This window comes from Elusimicrobiota bacterium (genome assembly GCA_040757695.1).
In the GTDB taxonomy this organism is placed as follows: Bacteria; Elusimicrobiota; UBA8919; order UBA8919; family UBA8919; genus JBFLWK01.
In genome coordinates, this window is sequence record JBFLWK010000039.1 from 1 (window position 1) to 19978 (window position 19978).

The following is a 19978-nucleotide window of genomic DNA, read 5'->3' on the forward strand; positions in this document are numbered from 1 at the left end:
TTCTAAAAAGAACAGGGTCGGTGCGACTGATGATATAGTATTTTTTAAGATGGAGGCTGGCGGATTGTTTATTATTCAGCCCGATACCACACCGCATAAAGCCGAGCCACAGATTGGTGTTAGTTATTCTGTAATTCTCTACGAAGGCAGACCGCTTGTGATAGAGGTTCAGGCGTCAAGGAAACTGCCTGTAGTGAAAACAACAAAGACAAAAACGATAGAGGTGTTTAATAAAGCGAGAGCGACTTCTTTAATCAAGATGCTTTCGTATCTTGGAGTGCCCGTGAATAATTACGATATTTTTTTAAGGGCTTACGCGCCAAAGGATGTCAATGATGAGGTTGCTGATTTATCTGTTATCACCGCCTTGTTGTCTGCTTTTGAGCAATTTTTTCTGCCGAATGATACAGTATATCTTGGCAAAGTTGACTATGATGGAAATATTTTATCAACAGCGGATATTGACGACAGATTAGAGTCGGCACACAGCAGGGGTTTTAAGAAATGTTTATCAAGTGTGGATAACAAAAACATTTCATTCAAGGGAATTGAGAACATACAGATAGAAAATATTAGAGAGATAATTCCGTATTTTACAGGAGGCAGTGGATAGAGGAAAGCAGATGCGTCATTGGGTCTTTGGGTCAACGACCCTACGACTCTATGACCCTATGACTCTACGACCCTATTCTCTGGTTTTTATGGAACGGCGAACAGAGACGGTAAATTGGAAGCACAAGAAGTGGGTAATTAAACCAGTGATGAATGCATTGGTGTCGTTTTTGATTGCCTCTGTTTTTGTTATGTTAATAGATGGTTATTTGATTTTTAAGTTAGTGGGGCTGGGCAGTTATGCGGAGTATGTTCTATTAAAGACACGGTATTTTATACTTGCAGGACTTCTGGCAGAGGCAGGGCTATTTATATTTTTTGCTTTTATTGTCGCATTAAAAGTCGCAGATACAATTCTCGGGCAGATAGAGAGAGTAGAACGAGAAGCGGATTTGATTTTTTCAGACCCGTATATGCGGTTTTACGAGATAAAAGTTCGGGAAGGCGACCCGCTTAAAATACTGATTGATAAAATCAATAAATTTGTCAGGGAGTCCTGTCCCCGAAAGTCTTAATCGGGGATGAGGGCTAAAAGAAATGGGACTATCAATTGAATATAAACTACAGAGAATAAGAGATAAAAAAAGTAAGAGAGCGAGAATGATGGTGTATAAAAAAGTTTATAGATACCCCAAGTGGCTTATTCGCAAGGCGAGAATGATGGTTAAGCGACAGCGAGTATTCTCTTTCCTTTTTTGTTTTTTGTTTTTACATTACACATTACATATTACACTTTACACTGCCTCTCTCAACCTCAACACTGCTACTTACGATGAGTTGAAAGAAATTCCTACACTGGGCGCGAAACGAACAAGGGCAATACTGGGATACAGGGAACGCACACCGTTTCGGGATATTTACGAGTTAGAGGATGTGTGTCCTGGTGTCAGTGTGGATTACTTACAGGGTTTTGTTTCTTTATATGCAGTCTCAAAAACAGAATGGGAAACGAAGCGAACTAAAAATCTTAACGCACTTCAGAGAGCAAAACTATGTATTTGGGGGATAGAAAGCGATGGCATTATTCTGTATGTTGAGTTTCCCGATGGAGGCAACGCAATTGTTTTAGGTGGTATTAAAAATGTCCCAGCAGTTTTGAGAAAAGACCCGAACAAATTTTTAAGACAGCATATTATAGCCGATGATTACATCAGGCGGACTGCTGGTTTTTTCGGCTGGAAGCCGAGAGTAGATAAACTTTTTATACTCAAGTTTGACGATACTGTGTTAGAAATTTTACCAATCATACTAAAAGATATTGTTATCTGGGAGTTATATGTGCCGATAGATGAAGCATTACTGAAAGATGCCTCACCTCCACCATCTGTCAGCAGGATATTTTCAGCACTGCCGCAGAAAAGACCGCCGGAGGTGTTTTCTGTTTTTGACAAAATCAGGATATATCAGCCGAGCAGTAGGGTTACTATATCTGCTGTGAAAGATGGCGATGTTTTTAGAGGATTAGAGATTGTTTTTAATGAGGTTAAGTTTTTAGTTGATTTGAACACTACGACACTACGACACTATGACACTATGACTCTACGACCCAATGACTCAACAGACACACTTACAATTACCGACGGTGTGCTGATTTTTAAGACGAGGAGGTAGTAAAATGTTCTGGAGTAAAGAGAAAGAGCAGTTAAAACAGACGGAAAGTAATTGGGCAAGGTTTTCAGAGGCGGTAAAAAATGTTTTATCAGCACAGACAGACGACAAACGAGTCCGAGCGATGTTAAATGGTGTGATGTCTATTACTAACTCAACAAGAGGGCTCGTGTTCCCGCTTGAGGAAGCGGAGTTTGACGAGTTAGAAAAGTCAATTATATCAGTAGGCATTACCGACGAGGAAATGAAAATATTGTTTAGGCTCTCAACATCTGACGAGGTCACAGGCGAGATGACAACCGGGAATGATAAATGGTATTTTCATCCTGTGGTCTATAAAAACACGCCGCTGTGCCTGATAATCGTTGATAATAGTTTAGAGTTTAGAGAACTTAGTTTAGAGAAAAGGCAAAATCTCTCAACTCTCAACTCTAAACTCTCAACTTTTCTTTCTATCTGCGGCGTTGTCTTATCATACAATCGGCTGAAAGAGGTCTCATTGAAAGATGCACTTACAGGACTACACACAAGAGCATTTTTTGAGGAACAACTTTACTCTGCTATCAGACGAGCAAGGCGGGTTGGCACATCATTCGGTATGATTATGATTGACATAGATAATTTTAAGCAGGTGAATGAATCGTTTGGACATCCTGTTGGTGATGAGGTGTTAAGAAGGGTTGCCTCTGAACTGCGAGGCTCTGTTAAAGATATTGATAATGTGGGTCGGCTTGGAGGCGAGGAGTTCGGGATAATTATAGATGACGCAGACGAGGAAATTACACTCGCAGTTGCAGAGCGATTATGTTCAGAAGTCGCCAAGCTGGATACAACCGCACTGATAAAACGAAACCTTACAATATCCTGTGGTGTATCTGTCTGGCGGAAGGGCTTAATGGCAAGGGATTTATTAGCGATGTCTGATAATGCCTTAAGGCAAGCGAAACAGCAGGGCAAGAATCAGGCAATAGCGTATAAGATAAAGGTAGAAGGTAGGAAGGTAGAAGGGTAGAAGGGTAAAATTATGAGTAAACGGGCGATGGACTGTAAGTATTTGGGCACGGGGCATTTAGATGAGAAAACACCGTGCTGGATCTGTAAAAGAGAATTTATTGGCAGAGGAACTGGCGAGATAATAAGGGATAGACCAATTATGGAAATACATTGTCGGAATTGCTCGTGGTATGAAAAAGCAGATAGAGGAGAGCGGAGAGAGGATAGCAGAGAGAAAAGCAGAGAAGGGTTGCCTTTCTTTCTGCTTTTCGCTATTCTCTATTCGCTATTCGCTGTCTTTACCGGCTGTGAAAGACACAAAGACCGTCGGGAGCAATCACCTTTAGAAAAGCTTATAGTTGGTAGTGAACCAGCCCAATCATCAGTTGCTAATCTAACACAAGCAGAGACAGAAGCAATTGTGGATATTTTTTTAATAGCAGATATGCTTAAACAACTGATGGGTGGTGAGGTTTATGTTCCCGAACAACCTGATGTAAATTATGATTCCGATGCGGATGATTCAGAATCATCCGCAGTTGCTAAAACGCCACCGACGGCAATACCAGAGGATTTCTTAAGATATCTTAAAAAACTCTATAGGCAGAGACAAATAAAAATCGGGATAAGTGGTGGTGGTCTACTGGGGATACTCACATTCGCATATACTTTTATGGAACTTACATCTACAACGGGCGAAAGTGACCCATTAACAGAGATATATGAAAGTATCAAAAGAGGGCTGACCGACCAGCAATTACAGAAACTTTATGAGTTGAAAGCAGACCCTGACGGTTGGTTTTTGGAAAATCTATCAAGTGCTTACGGGCTGGCGGTCTATTCCCGAATTATACTTGTTAGCGGGCAGCGTGTTCAAAAGTTTGAGGATTTAGTCAAAGCGGTTGAAAAAAACCCGAACCGTGCCAATCGTGTCAAAACACTTGAAATGAAAATTATATCAGGCGGGGTCTTTGAAATTTATATTGGGATTGAAAGCCCTGCTTCTGATACACCAACTATCCTTTTTGAGATGAGTATCCCTACTGGTAAAATACTATCTGCACATTTTAAGTATGATAAAAACAGAATGTGGTGGCAGGGTGCAACTATTACCAAATACTATCAAGGCTATCAGGTAAGTTATACACCAACAAGTTCAGGCGTTAACTGGTTGATAGAGAATGAAACATCAAAACTTCATTATCAATTCAGTTGGGACGGGCTTTACTGGCGAGGCAGTATTAAAACAGAAGCATTTTTAGATAGAGATGGTGATGGCAAGGGAAGTTGGGAAACTATTGCCGACATATCAGAATCAGGGCCAGGGCTATTGAGCGTATTATATTTTATGTCTAACGACTGGTTCCCTGTGCCGATGTAATAACGGCAGGCAGTAGGGAGTAGGCAGTAGGGGGTAGAAAAGTCAACGGCTTTTACTACACCCTATACCATATACCCTACACCTTGCCTCTGAAGGGGGCGTTATGGAACAGCGAGTAGTAGCAGTAAAGACGGTTTTTGAGAAGCGGATGGCAAGGTTGCTAACAAGCACCATTGCGGTTTTCACAATTTGTATTATGGCAACACTTGGTCTCGCATTACTGATTGTGTTGAACCGTGCGGAATTTGGTGAAGGTGTGAGACGGGCAATATGGCGGTCTATGCTCACATTCGGCTATGTTGTGATTGCTGAAGCGGTTGTCTGTATTGTTATTGGCAGACAGATTGCAGTCGCAGTCGCTAAAAGATTAGCGGGGCCTATAACAAGGATTACCGCTCATCTTAAAAGAGTGGTAGCGAGTGAAACGAAAGATGAGATTGTAATCCGCAGGGAAGATGATTTGTTTGACATCATTCAACCGTTGAATAAAATCATCGCCAATTATTCTCCTGTAAAAAAGGTGTGAGGGGGGCGATATGGAAAGACACAGAATAAAGAAAAAAGAATTAAGAATTAAAAGATGGCTCTCTGTCTTGCTCATTCTCTCGCTTATCCCTCCGCTTATGGCGAAACCGAAAACCGCACACCGAAAACCGAGCACCGACAAAACGGGCGAGGCGATGAAAATACATTATGACCAGTATATTCATCAACTTGTGGCTATTAGTTCTCTAAATTATACGCATAGCCAGGCTAAAGCGATAGATAGGGCATTAGAGAAAATAGTAAATCTACAAAATGAAACCTATATCTCTATGAAGACGCTGGATGTTCGGCGAACTTATTATACTACGCTTACAATAGAGCAGGCATTTGACGCCGTAAATGAAGTTGGAATACAGACAATCAACCTTGAATTAGATAGATTACATCGTCTGACAGATGAGTGGAAAGAGTTATCCGATGATGATTATCGTAAATGGGGACAGGGACAGTCCCTCATAAAAGGCAGAATTTACAGCCAGATACGGAGTTGTCTTAACAATTTATGGCAGATATATTATGCGTGGGACAACTGGATTGCTGAACTGACACGGGATAACTATCTATACACTGAATATGCTGTGCTTTCTAAAAGAATGGAAGAGATACTCGCTACGCATAAACTTTTCTTACGGATTTTGTATCAAAAAGGACTGACTGATGAAAATATTTTTTGTCAGAATTATGAACCACTGGAATGGAAGACAACAGCGGAAAGACACAAGCCGAAAGTAAAAGCCAGAAGTAAGAATCAAGAAGTAAGAATCAAAAAGTAAGAAACAAGAACAAAAAATAGTATGTCGCAATTTAATAGATGACATCATTGTATGATTGTAGAGGTCTTTCAATAAAAGTTAAATTCTGCCGTCGGTGGCGTTTAGGGGGGAACGCCTCTGCCAAGATTGAGGTAATAGTTCCAATGGGCGTGTGGTGTAACGGGGAGCACACCGATCCTGCAAGTCGGAGATGGCAGTTCAACTCTGCCCATGTCCACCAAGCCCTACCACTGTCCTCTCTAAAAAAGCCTGGCTCCGTTGGTGGCGTTCTGGCAAAACAAAAAGCCCCCGAAAGCGAGGTGAAGGACACGATGAAATGGATAAAGTTGTATAACACAGAAACAGATGGGTATAGATGGCTTAATTTGGATATGTGCAGAACGATTGATTTTGGAACGCCCGATTGTGATGGCATATACGAAATGTGGGTGAATTACAACGACGAGAGCAAAAAAGTTGAAAATACCTTTGAGATTACCCGCAAAGAGAAAGAGCGTATTGAAGAAATTTTGGTGGAGCAGGTGAAGGTGTTTTTATGACAATGCGAATAATTCCTAAAGATTTACATTTGCCAATGAATGAAATTAACCATCTTTTATTATCTCGCAGAAACAAAAAAAGATTTCAGTTCAGAAGTCTTTGAGGTCGGAGGCGAAAAATATCTTATCATAAAAATTGGCGATGATTACAGGTTAAAAAAAACAGATGAACCAATTACCACCGGTTAAAAAATTACGGATGATGTTGCTACAAAATAGTAGCAATGAAAGTTTAACGCTATTCGGCGTATCTGACGAAATAATCAGGCAAAGTCCACGCTATAAAAAACTGAAAGATGACGGCTGGATTATTATTGATATTTATGATGTTAAGGGTAATTCATAATTAGAAAAAACACTATACTGAAAAATGATACAGGGAATTGATGAAAAACACTATTTGAAAAGCAGGTCATCTTTTATTGTGGTAGTGCTACGCAGTTTAGCACACAAGGGATGTGTCTGTTGCAGTAAGCCACTAAAATCGTTAGAAGAATCCGCCGACCACTGGGCAGAAAAAATCTGGGGGCAACAATTAGAATTTAATTTAGAGGATTACAGGTTAAAAAAAGCAGATGAATAACAAAATACCACCAGTTAAAAAACTGCGAATGATGTTGCTACAGAATCACCAAACAGAGAACATATCGCTGTTCGGTAATTCCGACGAGGAAATAAAACGAAGTAATCGCTATCAGAAACTTATATTTGACGGCTGGAATGTTGTTTCTGTTTATGATGTCAGAGGCAGTTCAGACTTGGTGAATATATACTAAAAGATGGATACTGTCCGGGAATAAGAAAATCTGCTTTTTGGAAAAAAAATGAATGGCAGACGGTACTCTTTAGTTGAATTAGATTTATTAAAAAAGAAACTTTATCTTTTTGATTCTGAACTATCTGCTTTAATAGAGCGAACCCCAGAGGCAATTAAAAGAAAACGATTAAGGATGAGGTGGCTAAAACCCCAAAACAATCGGCGGAGAGGCAATAGACATCCTATGTGGAAAGGCGGGCGGACAATTTCATCACACGGTTATGTTTTAATCAAAATGCCTCACCATCATTTAGCCGATTGCAGAGGATATGTTTATGAACACCGTTTAATCGTCGAACAAAAACTTGGAAGAGAACTCTTACCAGGTGAAATAGTCCACCACAGAGATGGCAATAAATTAAATAACATTCCTGAAAATATTGAAATTTACCCATCAGTAGCATATCATAAATACCAACACAGAAAAAATATTTTCTTGAGAAAACCAAACGAACCAAATCCTGTCATAAAATGTTTATGTGGCTGTGGGAAGCAATTATTAAAATATGATTCTTCTGGCAGACCAAGAGAGTTTATTACAGGGCATCGGAGACGTTTTCTTTACTGGCATAAAAAATATTGTGAGGAAAAAATTTTGTGTGAGTGCGGGTGTGGAACTTTAATTAGAAAATACGACAAACATAAAGGGCGTCCGAGACGATTTGTTCCGGGACATAATTTAAGAAACCAAAATGTTAATTTACCGTTTACGGAAAAGCAAGTTTATTGCCATTTTTAAATCATCCAAAGTAGTTTGTCCGACTTTTTACGAATTAAAACTTTCTAACTCCTGCCCATTTTCGTGTAGTTACTGTTATTTACTTTCCACTTTTAGATTTAACCGTGATGTGGTTCTTTTTAATAATGACTGGTCACAAATTCAGGCAGAATTAGAAAAATCCCCGCCCGGTGTGTATAACACAGGCGAACTTGCTGATTCGTTGGCGATAGTCCCGCCGTTGCTTGACCCCTTCACGCTTGATTATTTCGCTCAGCAGAAAGATAAGTTTCTTTTGTTAGTAACCAAGTCAACCAATATCGGCATACTAAAAGATAGACACCCCAGTCCCCAAGTAATTGTGAGTTTTTCTGTTAACTCTGTTGCTTCTGCTGATGTTTTTGAGAGCGATGCACCACTGCCGACTGAACGGCTGGACTGTGCTCGTGAATTAAAATCACTCGGATGGCGTGTTCGTATTCGGCTTGACCCGATAATTCTACCATTCTTTGATACCAGCAAGTCCTACGCCGATTATTATTATATCTGCCACGAAATCGCCGTCTTGAAACCCGAACGGATTACCGTCGGCACACTCCGCCCTTATAGCAATACCTACCAACGAATGCCTGACCGCCTGAAAAAGGGACTTGTCTTTTCAGACGACCACAGATGGCGGTATCCACTGAAAGACAGAGTCGCTGTTTATCAACAAGTTGCTGACTGGCTCGGCGAAGTTCCCGCTCTCTGTAAAGAAACCAAAGAATGTTATACCCAGTTTGACTGGTCTCATACCGGATGTAATTGCACACCATAAAATCAGTCCCTTGATTTTTTTCTGTGAAATTGTATAATAAAAACCATCAAATGAAATATAAAATATTTGTCAGCGGTGTGCAAAAAGAACTTAAAGAAGAACGCAGGGCAATAAAGAATTTTGTGTTCGGCGATGTTTTACTCTCCGAATATTTTGCAGTGTTCTTATTTGAAGATTCGCCTGCGAAAAGCATCTCAGCCGAGACAACATATCTTGAAGAAGTTCACAAGAGTGATATTTATATTGGTCTTTTGGGTGATAAATACGGCGCTGCTGACAAGAATAAAATTTCACCAACAGAAGCAGAGTTCCGGGAAGCGAAAGCCAAGCACAAAGATATTCTTATCTATATCAAAGGCGAAAGTTCTACTGATAAAAGCCGTGAAGCAGGTGTGCAGAGACTGATAACAGAAATTAAAGATTCCAAGGGAGGTTATTGTTATCGCAGATTCAATACTATAAGCGAATTAACCAACCTTGTTTATGAAAGTTTGATTGCATTCTTAAAAGAGAAAGGTGAAATCGGTAGAGCTGAATTTGACCAGCGGATATGCGATGGTGCAACTTTCTCGGATATTGATGATGAAAAAATCAAATGGTTTTTGAAGATTGCTCGTGAGAAACGAAAATTTCCACTTGCACTTGATTCTTCAACACAAGATGTTTTTACTCACCTGAAACTTCTGAAAGATGGAAAACTAACCAATGCCGCGGTATTATTGTTTGGCAAAGAACCGAGAAAGTTTTTTGACCAGGCAAAAATAAAATGTATTCATCTGCCAAGCACCGAAGTTGAAAAGCCGTTCACTTCATATCAGATTTATGAAGGAAATTTATTTGAGCAGGTAGACAAGGCAGTCAGTTTTGTACTTGATATACTCAAGTTTCCCGTTATTCAGCAGGAACATACTGTTCAGGTATCACGACCCCGTGAAATTCCAACATTTGTAATTCAGGAAGCGATTGTCAACGCAGTGGCTCACCGTAACTATAACACAACATCTTCAGTTCAGGTGATGGTATTTCTTGACCGAGTGGAAATATGGAATTCCGGGACATTACCCGCTCACTTAAAAATAGAAGACCTCAAGAAACCGCACGCATCCCATCCGACCAATCCGTTATTAGCCACAGTAATGTTTTTTGCCGATTACATTCAGCAAGCAGGTTCAGGAACATTGGAAATGCTCAAGCAATGTAGAGAACACGGACTACCCGAGCCAGATTTTGTGTCAATACGAAATCTTGAATTTAAGACGATATTAGCAAGAGATATTTATACAGAAGAAGTTTTATTGCAGATGGGTTTGAACGAACGCCAACTAAAAGCAGTAAAGTATGTAAAGGAAAAAGGGAAAATTACCAATAAAGAGTATCAAGAATTAACAAGTATCTCAAAACCTATGGCTACTATAGATTTAAAGAATCTCGTTGATAAAAATATTTTGACAAGGAAAGGAATTACTGGGAAAGGCACTGTGTATATTCTTGGCAAAGGGCTAACAAAGGGCTAAATGGACTAATAAAGGGCTAATATTCGGCTAAGAATTAGAACATATGCCCGAACATTATTGAAGGACAAAGTTTATTTAAACGCATCGGACCCGACAAAGGCAGTCATTGAAAAGTGAAAAATAAATATGGCAAAAAATAATTACCAAAATTGGAGTAAGGAAGAATTAGTTGCTGAAATTGAGCGGCTAAAAAAACGCAAGAAATACGGTTTAGTTTGGGAAGAGAAACCAGAAGATGTCGTTGAATTATGCAAAACAAAACTTCCAATACTCAAAGAAGTTAAAAGTAAAGAAATAATTACTGATAAAAATAAACCTGTCAATTTACTTATTGAAGGCGACAACTATCACGCCCTCTCAGTACTGAATTATACTCATCAAAATAAAATTGATGTTATCTATATTGACCCACCATATAATACCGGTAATAAAGATTTTAAATACAACGATAAATATGTTGACTTGGAAGATGGTTATAGACATAGCAAATGGCTTGCTTTTATGGAGAAGCGATTAAAATTGGCGAAGAACTTACTGAAAGACACAGGTATAATTTTTATTTCAATTGATGACAATGAACAAGCACAATTAAGAGTACTTTGTAATGAAATTTATGGAGAAAATAATTTCGTAGTGAATTTAGTTTGGGAAAACAAAGAAGGTGGGGGAAGCTCTGATAGTAAGCATTTCAAAATTAAACACGAATATATTCTTGTCTATGCTAAAGATATAAATACACTATCTATTAAGGGATCTGACATTGAAGATGAAGATAGATATTGTTTAGAAGATAAATATGCTAAAAAAAGAGGGAAATATCAATTAGTAAAATTAAATAGTGCGAGTATTCAATATTCTAAATCTTTAGACTATCCGATTAAATCACCTAATGGTAAAAATATATTTCCCAGTTATGGGAACAAACAGGCTTGTTGGAGATGGAGTAAAGCAAAATTAGAATGGGGTATTAAGAATGATTTCGTAGTTATTAAAAAAGATAAAAATGAAGACTGGGCTGTTTATACAAAGCAATATTTAAAAGTAGATAACGAGGGAAATCCAATAGAAAGAGAGAAAAGACCAATAGGAGTTATACCATACTACTCTACTACTATGGCGAATAAACAATTAGAAAATATTTTTCATAAAAAAACTTTTGACTATTCAAAACCTTATTTATTGATAAAGTACTTAGTAGATAGATATGAAAATAATAATGCGATAGTATTAGATTTTATGGCGGGGTCGGGAACGACTGGACAATCTGTATTAGAACTAAATAAAGAAGACAAAGGGAATCGGCAATTTATTCTTTGTACTAATAATGAGAATAATATCTGCACTGATGTTTGTTATCCGAGAATCGAAAAAGTTATTAAGGGTTATAAAAACTCTAATAATGAAAAGATTGCAGGTTTAGAAGGTAACCTTAAATATTTTAGAACTGACTTTGTTGATGCAGAACCAACAGATAAAAATAAAAGGAAATTAACTGAACAAGCAACTGAAATGCTTTGCATAAAAGAAGGAACATTTGAACCAGTTCTTGAAAACAAGAAAATTAAAATATTCAAGAATGGTAATCATTACACTGGTATAATTTTTGACCAATTAGTGATTCCTGATTTTAAGAAAAAAATAAAAGACATAAAAGCAAAATTCAGTGTTTATGTTTTCTCGCTGGGTGATGATACTTTTGACGAAGAGTTTGAAGATATGAAAAAGAAAGTAAAACTCTCACCCATTCCCGAAGCCATTTTAAGAGTATATCGAAGAATTTTTATATAAATTATGGCTATTCCAGAATCACAATTAGAAACATGGTCACATCAAGGCGCAATTACAATTGCTAAATCAACGGCGGACTCTATTAAAAATGCCCTAAATTCTTATGATGGCTGGTCAAGTGGGGTTGATTATGAAGTTTATCTACAAGGTTCATATAAAAACGATACCAATATACGTGGTGATAGCGATGTTGATGTTGTTGCTCAACTTAATTCTACTTTTTATAGCAATTTATCCGAAGATCAAAAAAGAACCTTGAATTTGACACCATCTGTTTATCAATTATCAGATTTTAGGACAGATGTTTTAAAAATTCTCAAAAACTATTATGGCCAAAGCCAAATAACTGAAGGCAATAAATCAATCAAAATAAGAGCTAATACAGGAAGATTACCTGCTGATGTGATTGTTTGTGCTCAATACAGACGATATAGAACAGTAAGTAGTTATGATTATATTGAGGGAGTGACTTTTTGGACAAAAAACGACTACAGACAAGTTATAAATTATCCAAAAGTTCACTACGATAAAGGGGTTTCCAAACATCAAAATAGCAGTGAATGGTATAAACCTGTTGTGAGATTATTTAAGAATTGCCGCAGTAGTATTTCCGGAGACAATACCCCATCATATTTTTTGGAATGTTTGCTCTACAATATACCTATTTCAAAATTCGGAACAAGTTACGGAGATACTTTCTGTAATATCGTTAACTGGCTTAGCGAAAATAATTTGGATAACTTTGTTTGTCAAAATGAGCAATTGAATCTTTTTGGTATGTCTCAAGAGCAATGGGATACAAGTAAAGCAAGAAGTTTTGTCCAAAATTTAATTTCGCTTTGGAATAATTGGTGAATATGCACACTTATTCAATAGATATTGATGAGAGAAAAAATATTTTGTTGCTCTTGGCAATAATAAGTATTGTTTTTTCTTGGGGTTTTTACAAAATACTTAATTACTATCAATTTTCTTTACCATGGTGGCTTGAAAGTCCTTCCATATTATTTTTCTACGGTTTGCTATTTATAATTTATGATAAGTGGCTTTGGCAATATTCAAAAAAATTAAATTTTACAAAAACTCCTAATCTAAATGGTGAATGGAATGGCAATCTAAAATCTTCTTTTAATAATCATTCGTCAGAAATTAAAGCAACCTTAAGAATATTCCAAACATGGACAAGGATAAAAATATTATTAACTACAGAACATTCAACATCCCATAGTGAAACAGCATCTCTTATAATAAACGCTCCAGAAGGTAAACATTTAAGTTATCAGTATATCAACGAACCGAAATCAGAAGCAGTTAAAACAATGAGTATTCATAGTGGAACTGTTCAATTGCTCTTTAACGAAAAAGAAAACACTCTTATTGGTGAATATTACTCAGGAAGAGACAGACAAAATTTTGGCAGTTTGTATTTTAAGCGAAAAAATTTATGCAACTGAAAAATTATCAAGAAACTGCTATAAAAGAACTGTTAGGGAGAGCCAGAAAACTGTTAGGCTATCCGGACAGCAAGAAATTGGTTTTTAAGTCGCCTACGGGTTCTGGTAAAACAATTATGATGGCTGAATTCTTAAAACAGTTGATTGAAGATGGAGAATTAAAACAACCACTTTCTTTTATTTGGACCGCTCCAAGACATTTACACGAACAAAGTAGGAAAAAATTGGAAAACTATTTTGAGGACAGCAGGGCATTAAAATGTTCTTTTTTTGAAGATTTAGATGATAGAAGAATTGGAGAAAGTGAGATTTTATTTTTTAATTGGGAAAGCATAAATAAAACAGATAATATCTATATTCGTGATAATGAGCAGGAAAATAATTTGTCAAATATTCTTGAAAAAACAAGAGAGGAAAACAGAGAAATAATTTTGGTCATAGATGAAGCGCATCATCATGCTACAAGCGATATCTCTAAAAAATTGATTGAAGATATCAATCCAAAATTAACCATTGAAGTATCTGCAACTCCAGTTGTTGAAAATCCAGATGATTCAGTAACGGTTCAATTGGAAGATGTGAAAAAAGAAGGGATGATAAAAAAAGGTGTTATTCTTAATGAGGACTTTAAGAATATTCTGAAAAGCGGAAAGATAAAAACCGAATTAAGCAGTGGAAGCGAAGAATTGGTTATAAAACAAGCATTAAAAAAACGAGAAGAAATTTTAGAGATATATAAAAAAGAAAAAACAGATATAAACCCGCTTGTCTTAATTCAATTGCCGGACAGAATTGGTAGTTTAGAAGATGAGATGCGAATTAGAATAGAAAAGATATTGAAAGGCAAATATAATATTTTTTCCGAAAATGGAAAACTAGCAATATGGCTTTCTGGCGAACATATAAATAAAGAAAATGTTGAGAAACATAATAGCGATGTTGAGGTTTTGATTTTCAAACAAGCAATCGCTTTAGGGTGGGATTGTCCGAGAGCCCAGATTTTGATTTTGTTTAGAGAATGGCATAGTCAGATATTTTCAATTCAAACAGTAGGTAGAATTATGCGAATGCCGGAACCAGACGAAGGACATTATAAAAATGAAATTTTAAATTACAGTTATGTTTATACTAATTTAGATGACATTGAAATCCAAGAAGACATTGCAAAAGATTATATTTCAGTTTTTACGAGTAGAAGTAAAGATAACTATAAACCGATAAATTTATTATCTTATCATTCAAAAAGACAACGTGAAAAAACGAGATTGGATCCACGTTTTATTGAAATATTTTTGAAGGAAGCAAAGAAATACAAATTAAAAGAAAAGATAAATGTTCGTTCAAATAAAGTTGATATAAAACTAATATCAGATTATAAAGCATATAATGTTGATGCTATGAAAGGGGCACATATAGTTGGAGATAAATCATTTGATATAAGCGGTATGGAACTACAGAAAATATTTGATTATTTTGCAAGAAACAGTTTAGCACCTCAATTTTATCCTGAAGACAGATCTGTTGGACGGGTGAAAGATTCCATTTACAGATTTTTTGAGAAAGATTTTAAGATGGATTATATTGATAAACAAGAAGATATTGTGCAAATTGTTTTAAGCGAGAAAAACAGACAACAGTTTATCAATGTGTTGGATGTCGCAAAAACAAAGTATAAAGAAATGGTAGAAAAACGAGAAACCGAACTTATTTTTATTGAAGATTGGAATGTTCCAGAGAAATTATCTTTTGGAAGTGATGCTACACAAGAAGACAGGAAAAAATCTATTATGCAACCATTTTATACTGACAGTAAGTGGAAAAACGAAAAAGCATTTATTGAGTATTTGGAAAAATCAGATAAAATTGAATGGTGGTTTAAAAATGGTGACAGAGATTTTACATTCCTTGCTGTACCTTATACAGAAAATGAAATTCAAAAACCATTTTATAATGATTTTATTGTTAAATTCAAAGACGGTAAAATTGGGTTGTTTGATACGAAAGGAGAATTAACATTAAAAAGTGGCAAAACAAAAATAGACGGATTATATAAATATATCCAGAGCGAAAATAGAAAAGGTAAAAAACTTTTTGGTGGGGTTGTGATAAATACAGATTCACGAAATTATACAGGCAGGTGGCTGTATTTTGATAAGTCAGTTGATGAAATAAAAGATGGTGATTTTGATAACTGGAAAAATTTGGAAATATAACCGAGGCGATTCTGGTTTTCAATTTAAAAACCTGAGAAAATATGAGAACAATTAACCGTTCGGCAGCGATTATAAAACCGAAAAAACCATTTTGGGATTGGGTGAAAAGTGTAGAACCTGACCATATCATTAATGATGAATATTTGGAAGACACTTCCGTGTATTTGTTGCCCGATGTTCAACATTCTATGGACGAGGATGTAGAATTTGAGGATTATATCAAACGCATCTATAAACAGATATTTGAGGAAGAATTGAATGCTTGGTATACAGATGAATCGTTATGGCCTGCGGACAGGACTTTTGAAATGTTTCAAGAATGGTTTGGATTTGAATTTCATACTGTGCTGTTAGACACTGTACGTGGAGCAATTAGGAAGGAACCGTTGTAATTATGGAGAGTATATGCCTTTAGTAAGAATTGATTTGTGGAGTGGCAGAGAAAGGGAAACGAAGGAGAAACTGATTAAGAATGTAACTTCTGCTGTGGTTGATTCAATCGGTTGTCCGCCGGATGCGGTGCAGATAGTAATCAACGAAGTTGAAAAAGAGAACTGGGGTCTGGGCGGTGTGCCAGCATCAGAAAAATTCCCAGATAAATAATCCATCTTTTCCATAAGCCAGAAGTGAACAAAAATGGAACTTAATTTTTCGCAGTACATAATGCTATCTCTGGTAAATCAAATATCTGGTAAGCGAGGCGTAGGAACTATTGTCGGAATTTTGAGGGGTTCGCAACGGCGAAGTGTCGTAACACTAAAAAATTGGAAAGACAGTAATCTTGATGTGCGGTATATTGGACTAATGAATAATGTCCCTGAAGCGAATGTAAAAGCATTGTATGATTTTTTGCTTGAGGGTCGGTTGCTAACCTTTGCCGAAGACAAGATAGGTGATTTTTGGTATCCGCTTGTTTATATCACCAATGCAGGCAAAGAAGTTCTTGCGGAAAAATCTGCAGAGTTTTCTACAAAGTTAGAAGAACTACTTAAAGCAAATAAGGTCTTACAGGATTTTCAGACGTGGCTTATACCTGAAAAACGCAAAAAAGATACTTCTACAGAAACAGAAAAAGAAACCCGTCGTGGACTGCCTTGGTCTGAAGAAGAAGATAGTGACTTAAAAAACGAATATGCAACTAAAAAGGATATTGAAGTATTATCACAGATATTCCAACGCTCACCAGTCAGTATTTACTGCCGCCTGCGTAAATTGGAACTCATAGAACCCGACCCGAATTATGAAAAACTGATACCGACTAAAAAGACAGAAAAAAAGATTCCTTAAAACCAGGAGTTTAATAGACAGCGGTAATCATCTACCACCTACCGCCACAAAGAAATCTCACATAGTCCATTCATTTCACATTATTTGCCACACTCACCAGTGTGGTTTTTTTATGTTTTTCTGTCTTGTATAAAAATCAAAAGACGGAATCCGACTTTTGATTTTGTTGTTCATCAATAATAACATCTCTCCCATCAAATCTCAAATACGATTTACATCTTTCCTGAATGAGTTCGCCTCCATTACGGCGGGGCTGGTGGGTTCGCCCCCGCCTGACACAATGTTTTTCTGATGACGATGCTTTACGGTCTCAAGCGGTAAACGGTCAACGGCATTTATGAGCAAAAGCCATCGCTGATAAGACTCCGCCCCGATTTTTTATCGGGACGGGTTCTTTAGTCTCGGTGCGATTGGCTTTTGCTCTTCTATCTCGTCGCAATCCCGCCAGTTTCTCACGAATGTTATCCGTTCGTATTTCTGCGGGATTGCTCCTCGCTCCGCCACACGCTCCGATATGCGCTCCGAACAAACGGCATTTCGTCGCTTCCCTTTTGGTTATACACAATACTTTTCAGCCGACGATGTTTCTTTCACATTCGCCGTCCAGTCGGTGCAAAAACGCACCGACTGAACTACTCTCTCAGTTATACTCGGTGTCTTCTCGCTGTCCGCCGTTCGTCTCGCTTTACCTTGTTCAGTCCGCTCGGCTCACTACCTTTATTCTTACATAATTCTCAATTCTTAATTCTCTCATTGTTTCTCACCCCCTTCACACTTTTGGCTTTCTCATTTATTGCAAAAAATAACCCACCGAAGCACCTACGAGCCGTCCAATTTATTAAACAACAATAAATTGTCCTAAAAGTTTTGGCAAAGCACCTACGTCCCGACAAGTCGGGACTATGGTGTTTGCTCAAAACTTTTGCTCTATGGTGTTACGGTTGGGTTCTTTTTTGGATTTTTATTAGGGAGTTCGCATAAAAAAATACCCAGAGTCAACCTCATTTTTGTTGCCAAAAAGTGAGGTTGCTTGGGATTTTTTTATAGACGCTCACAGTTTCCCTACTAAAAATCTTTTTTTTTAAGGTGCAAAATCCAAAACCCTTCGGGAAGTGTGAAAGGGGGTGAGAAACAATGAGACAGAGGCAAAACGATTTCAATAAAAAATTCGCTTGGGAGTTTTGCGAGGATTTAACACTTGCAGAACTTGCCGAGCGGAAGTTTTGGCGGGATACGGTCAATTATCTGTATCCCGGATTGCTGAAAAGCGGGACACCCGCAGAGAAAAAAACTTTTTTCTCAAAGTGTGTCAATTTTATTAGGGGGGGTCTATGATTTTAATGGGTTTTGTGGTTTTGGGTTTAGTGTTGTGTGCGCTTTTTCTTCACGCATACGACAACGGATTGGTTGATGTAAGGGTTCGTAAAGCAGATGGGTTGAGACCATCGCCGTATAACATTGACTGGAAAAAGACGACCTCAAAAAACAGGGCAATGGCAAAAATGAAATTTCAGAATTGCCGAAATATTTTACACAAGGCATTTGTTGACGAACCAAAAGCACCGAGACGGAAAGAGGACAGACGGAAGGCAGACAGGGGGAGCGGGTTAGCGTGGGCGTATGTTATACCATCAGTGCTAGTTGTATTAGCACTGATAAACGAATTTGTGAGGTGAACAATGGACGCATTACTCAAAAAACTTGATGAACGGATAGAAGCAATAGCGGTAGGACTGGGCAAAGCGGGCGTGCTTGATACCGACGACATTATACAGGAAATAAAAATCGGTATAATCAACGCATATCAAAAACAACCGACGGCGACTGATAGTTTTTTACTCCAAGCGGGGCGGAACTATGCGAGAGACCGCTTGAAAACAGAGCGGGCTAGACAATCCCGTTATGTTACCCCTGTTTTGAGCGAGGACGGGGACGAGCAAAAAAGCGAAATTTTTGACACCCTGCCATATCCCAACCGCAAAGGTAGAGACGCAGAAATTCGGGAGTGGTTAGAGGAGTTGAAAAATGTTTTGACTTACAGACAAATTGTAATCCTTGACCATATACTTGACGGTTGGTGGACATCAGAAATTGCTGATTTAACAAAGTGGAGTATCCGAACAATTCAACGGGAGTTCGCAGAAATCCGCAACGAAGCCGTTGACATTGCTCATCACATTTTAGACGATACCGACGGGCTGAAAGCGGATTTCAAGAGGTTGCCGACGGTATACGGCAGAGCAATTCAGTTATTACTTTTCTAACTAACAACGGCGGGGGCTGGTAAATTCGCCCCCGCCAAACCCCCGACGGTATCGGTAAGTTATCCACAAAAAACGGCGACGGCAGCGGTTTTGTTACTAAAAAATAATTTGGTAAGCACCTACGCTCTAAAATCAGGAAGTGTCGCTATGGTGTTACCTAAATTATTTTTTGGAACATTTTATGTGAGCCCCATTTTCAAGGAAAATGGGGAAAAATCCTGAATGGATTTTTTGGGCGACTGATTTCTGCCAATTTTTTCAGGAAAAATTGTCAGAAATCAAACCCGTCAGCCACTCACACGCCCTAACCGATGAACAGGAAAAACGTTCATCAGGCGGTCGGGGTTGCCTTCGCTGAACGCTCGGCAATCGCCGTCGGGCAATTTTGTAGGCATAAAATCGGCAACACCAAAAATCGTGATAAGACAACTGCCACGCTTTTTGTCTTATGCCGATTTTATACAAAATTGCTCCAGGACGGCGACGAAGGTCAAAAGCCAAGTCAACACCACCCCCCGCCCGTGAGGAGGCGTGGCGACACCGACGATAAACCTGTCCGTGTCGCCACTTGCGGATTTCACAAGACCTTTGGTTTGGCATTTATTCCCTTTTTCTCAAGGACTATTTATTTTCGGCTCGGTCATAAATTCGGTC

Annotated in this window: 27 protein-coding genes and 1 tRNA gene; 27 read left to right on the top strand and 1 reads right to left on the bottom strand. The window is 37.9% G+C overall.

The annotated features are described in order from the left end of the window. The 23 genes from AB1349_07850 to AB1349_07960 form a co-directional block, all read left to right on the top strand. Positions 1 to 613 (top strand): hypothetical protein (locus tag AB1349_07850; protein MEW6557252.1); only part of this gene is annotated, 613 nt, incomplete at its 5' end. Between the two features lie 88 nt (positions 614 to 701). Beyond that, on the top strand, positions 702 to 1127 hold the full coding sequence (locus AB1349_07855) for a hypothetical protein (protein ID MEW6557253.1): 426 nt from the start codon (positions 702 to 704) through the stop codon (positions 1125 to 1127). Positions 1128 to 1149: 22 nt separating this feature from the next. Next, entirely contained in the window at positions 1150 to 2223 is a 1074-nt protein-coding gene (locus AB1349_07860; protein MEW6557254.1) for a helix-hairpin-helix domain-containing protein, read from the top strand. 4 nt (positions 2224 to 2227) lie between these two features. Further along, positions 2228 to 3232 carry a GGDEF domain-containing protein gene (locus AB1349_07865; protein MEW6557255.1) on the top strand — a complete coding sequence of 335 codons (1005 nt, stop codon included), beginning with the start codon at positions 2228 to 2230 and terminating at the stop codon, positions 3230 to 3232. Positions 3233 to 3244: 12 nt separating this feature from the next. Next, positions 3245 to 4594 carry a hypothetical protein gene (locus AB1349_07870; protein MEW6557256.1) on the top strand — a complete coding sequence of 450 codons (1350 nt, stop codon included), beginning with the start codon at positions 3245 to 3247 and terminating at the stop codon, positions 4592 to 4594. Positions 4595 to 4697: 103 nt separating this feature from the next. Beyond that, positions 4698 to 5120 (top strand): hypothetical protein, encoded by a 423-nt coding sequence (locus AB1349_07875; GenBank protein MEW6557257.1) that lies wholly within the window; start codon positions 4698 to 4700, stop codon positions 5118 to 5120. A 10-nt stretch (positions 5121 to 5130) separates the two neighbouring features. Then, complete coding sequence (locus tag AB1349_07880) at positions 5131 to 5913, top strand: hypothetical protein (protein MEW6557258.1); 783 nt, start codon at positions 5131 to 5133, stop codon at positions 5911 to 5913. 145 nt (positions 5914 to 6058) lie between these two features. Further along, positions 6059 to 6133, top strand: a tRNA-Ala gene (locus AB1349_07885). 91 nt (positions 6134 to 6224) lie between these two features. Next, entirely contained in the window at positions 6225 to 6452 is a 228-nt protein-coding gene (locus tag AB1349_07890; protein ID MEW6557259.1) for a hypothetical protein, read from the top strand. A 39-nt stretch (positions 6453 to 6491) separates the two neighbouring features. Beyond that, positions 6492 to 6641, top strand: a complete 150-nt coding sequence (locus tag AB1349_07895) for a hypothetical protein (protein ID MEW6557260.1) — start codon at positions 6492 to 6494, stop codon at positions 6639 to 6641. Further along, positions 6619 to 6798 (top strand): hypothetical protein, encoded by a 180-nt coding sequence (locus tag AB1349_07900; protein MEW6557261.1) that lies wholly within the window; start codon positions 6619 to 6621, stop codon positions 6796 to 6798. Before AB1349_07895 ends, AB1349_07900 begins: the two co-directional genes overlap by 23 nt. A gap of 24 nt (positions 6799 to 6822) precedes the next feature. After that, positions 6823 to 7035 (top strand): hypothetical protein, encoded by a 213-nt coding sequence (locus tag AB1349_07905; GenBank protein ID MEW6557262.1) that lies wholly within the window; start codon positions 6823 to 6825, stop codon positions 7033 to 7035. Further along, complete coding sequence (locus AB1349_07910) at positions 7028 to 7228, top strand: hypothetical protein (protein ID MEW6557263.1); 201 nt, start codon at positions 7028 to 7030, stop codon at positions 7226 to 7228. Before AB1349_07905 ends, AB1349_07910 begins: the two co-directional genes overlap by 8 nt. Before the next feature lie 48 nt (positions 7229 to 7276). Further along, positions 7277 to 8008, top strand: coding sequence for an HNH endonuclease (locus AB1349_07915; GenBank protein ID MEW6557264.1), 732 nt, complete (start codon positions 7277 to 7279; stop codon positions 8006 to 8008). Next, entirely contained in the window at positions 7962 to 8804 is an 843-nt protein-coding gene (locus tag AB1349_07920) for a radical SAM protein (protein MEW6557265.1), read from the top strand. Before AB1349_07915 ends, AB1349_07920 begins: the two co-directional genes overlap by 47 nt. A 50-nt stretch (positions 8805 to 8854) precedes the next feature. Further along, entirely contained in the window at positions 8855 to 10318 is a 1464-nt protein-coding gene (locus tag AB1349_07925) for a DUF4062 domain-containing protein (protein ID MEW6557266.1), read from the top strand. A gap of 126 nt (positions 10319 to 10444) precedes the next feature. Beyond that, positions 10445 to 12106 carry a site-specific DNA-methyltransferase gene (locus AB1349_07930; protein ID MEW6557267.1) on the top strand — a complete coding sequence of 554 codons (1662 nt, stop codon included), beginning with the start codon at positions 10445 to 10447 and terminating at the stop codon, positions 12104 to 12106. A 3-nt stretch (positions 12107 to 12109) separates the two neighbouring features. Continuing rightward, positions 12110 to 12961 (top strand): nucleotidyltransferase, encoded by an 852-nt coding sequence (locus AB1349_07935; protein MEW6557268.1) that lies wholly within the window; start codon positions 12110 to 12112, stop codon positions 12959 to 12961. Positions 12962 to 12963: 2 nt separating this feature from the next. After that, the gene (locus tag AB1349_07940; GenBank protein MEW6557269.1) at positions 12964 to 13560 is read left to right on the top strand and encodes a hypothetical protein; all 597 of its coding nucleotides are present in this window, start codon (positions 12964 to 12966) and stop codon (positions 13558 to 13560) included. After that, positions 13551 to 15773: a DEAD/DEAH box helicase family protein gene (locus AB1349_07945; protein MEW6557270.1), complete on the top strand. Its 2223-nt coding sequence runs from the start codon at positions 13551 to 13553 to the stop codon at positions 15771 to 15773. The genes AB1349_07940 and AB1349_07945 overlap by 10 nt, the downstream gene beginning before the upstream one ends. 41 nt (positions 15774 to 15814) lie before the next feature. Then, positions 15815 to 16165: a hypothetical protein gene (locus AB1349_07950; GenBank protein MEW6557271.1), complete on the top strand. Its 351-nt coding sequence runs from the start codon at positions 15815 to 15817 to the stop codon at positions 16163 to 16165. A gap of 13 nt (positions 16166 to 16178) precedes the next feature. Next, a complete protein-coding gene (locus AB1349_07955; GenBank protein ID MEW6557272.1) occupies positions 16179 to 16376 on the top strand; it encodes a 2-hydroxymuconate tautomerase in 198 nt (65 codons plus the stop codon). A 33-nt stretch (positions 16377 to 16409) separates the two neighbouring features. After that, positions 16410 to 17060, top strand: coding sequence for an RQC domain-containing protein (locus tag AB1349_07960; GenBank protein ID MEW6557273.1), 651 nt, complete (start codon positions 16410 to 16412; stop codon positions 17058 to 17060). Positions 17061 to 17438: 378 nt separating this feature from the next. Here AB1349_07960 and AB1349_07965 read toward each other — a convergent pair whose 3' ends face one another. After that, positions 17439 to 17564, bottom strand: coding sequence for a hypothetical protein (locus AB1349_07965; protein MEW6557274.1), 126 nt, complete (start codon positions 17562 to 17564; stop codon positions 17439 to 17441). A 630-nt stretch (positions 17565 to 18194) separates the two neighbouring features. Here AB1349_07965 and AB1349_07970 point away from each other — a divergent pair. The 4 genes from AB1349_07970 to AB1349_07985 all read left to right on the top strand — a co-directional run. Beyond that, entirely contained in the window at positions 18195 to 18395 is a 201-nt protein-coding gene (locus AB1349_07970) for a hypothetical protein (protein MEW6557275.1), read from the top strand. Beyond that, positions 18392 to 18736 carry a hypothetical protein gene (locus AB1349_07975; GenBank protein MEW6557276.1) on the top strand — a complete coding sequence of 115 codons (345 nt, stop codon included), beginning with the start codon at positions 18392 to 18394 and terminating at the stop codon, positions 18734 to 18736. Before AB1349_07970 ends, AB1349_07975 begins: the two co-directional genes overlap by 4 nt. A 3-nt stretch (positions 18737 to 18739) precedes the next feature. Then, complete coding sequence (locus tag AB1349_07980; GenBank protein MEW6557277.1) at positions 18740 to 19324, top strand: hypothetical protein; 585 nt, start codon at positions 18740 to 18742, stop codon at positions 19322 to 19324. A 311-nt stretch (positions 19325 to 19635) separates the two neighbouring features. Further along, a partial coding sequence (locus tag AB1349_07985; GenBank protein MEW6557278.1) for a hypothetical protein occupies positions 19636 to 19978 on the top strand: 343 nt, incomplete at its 3' end.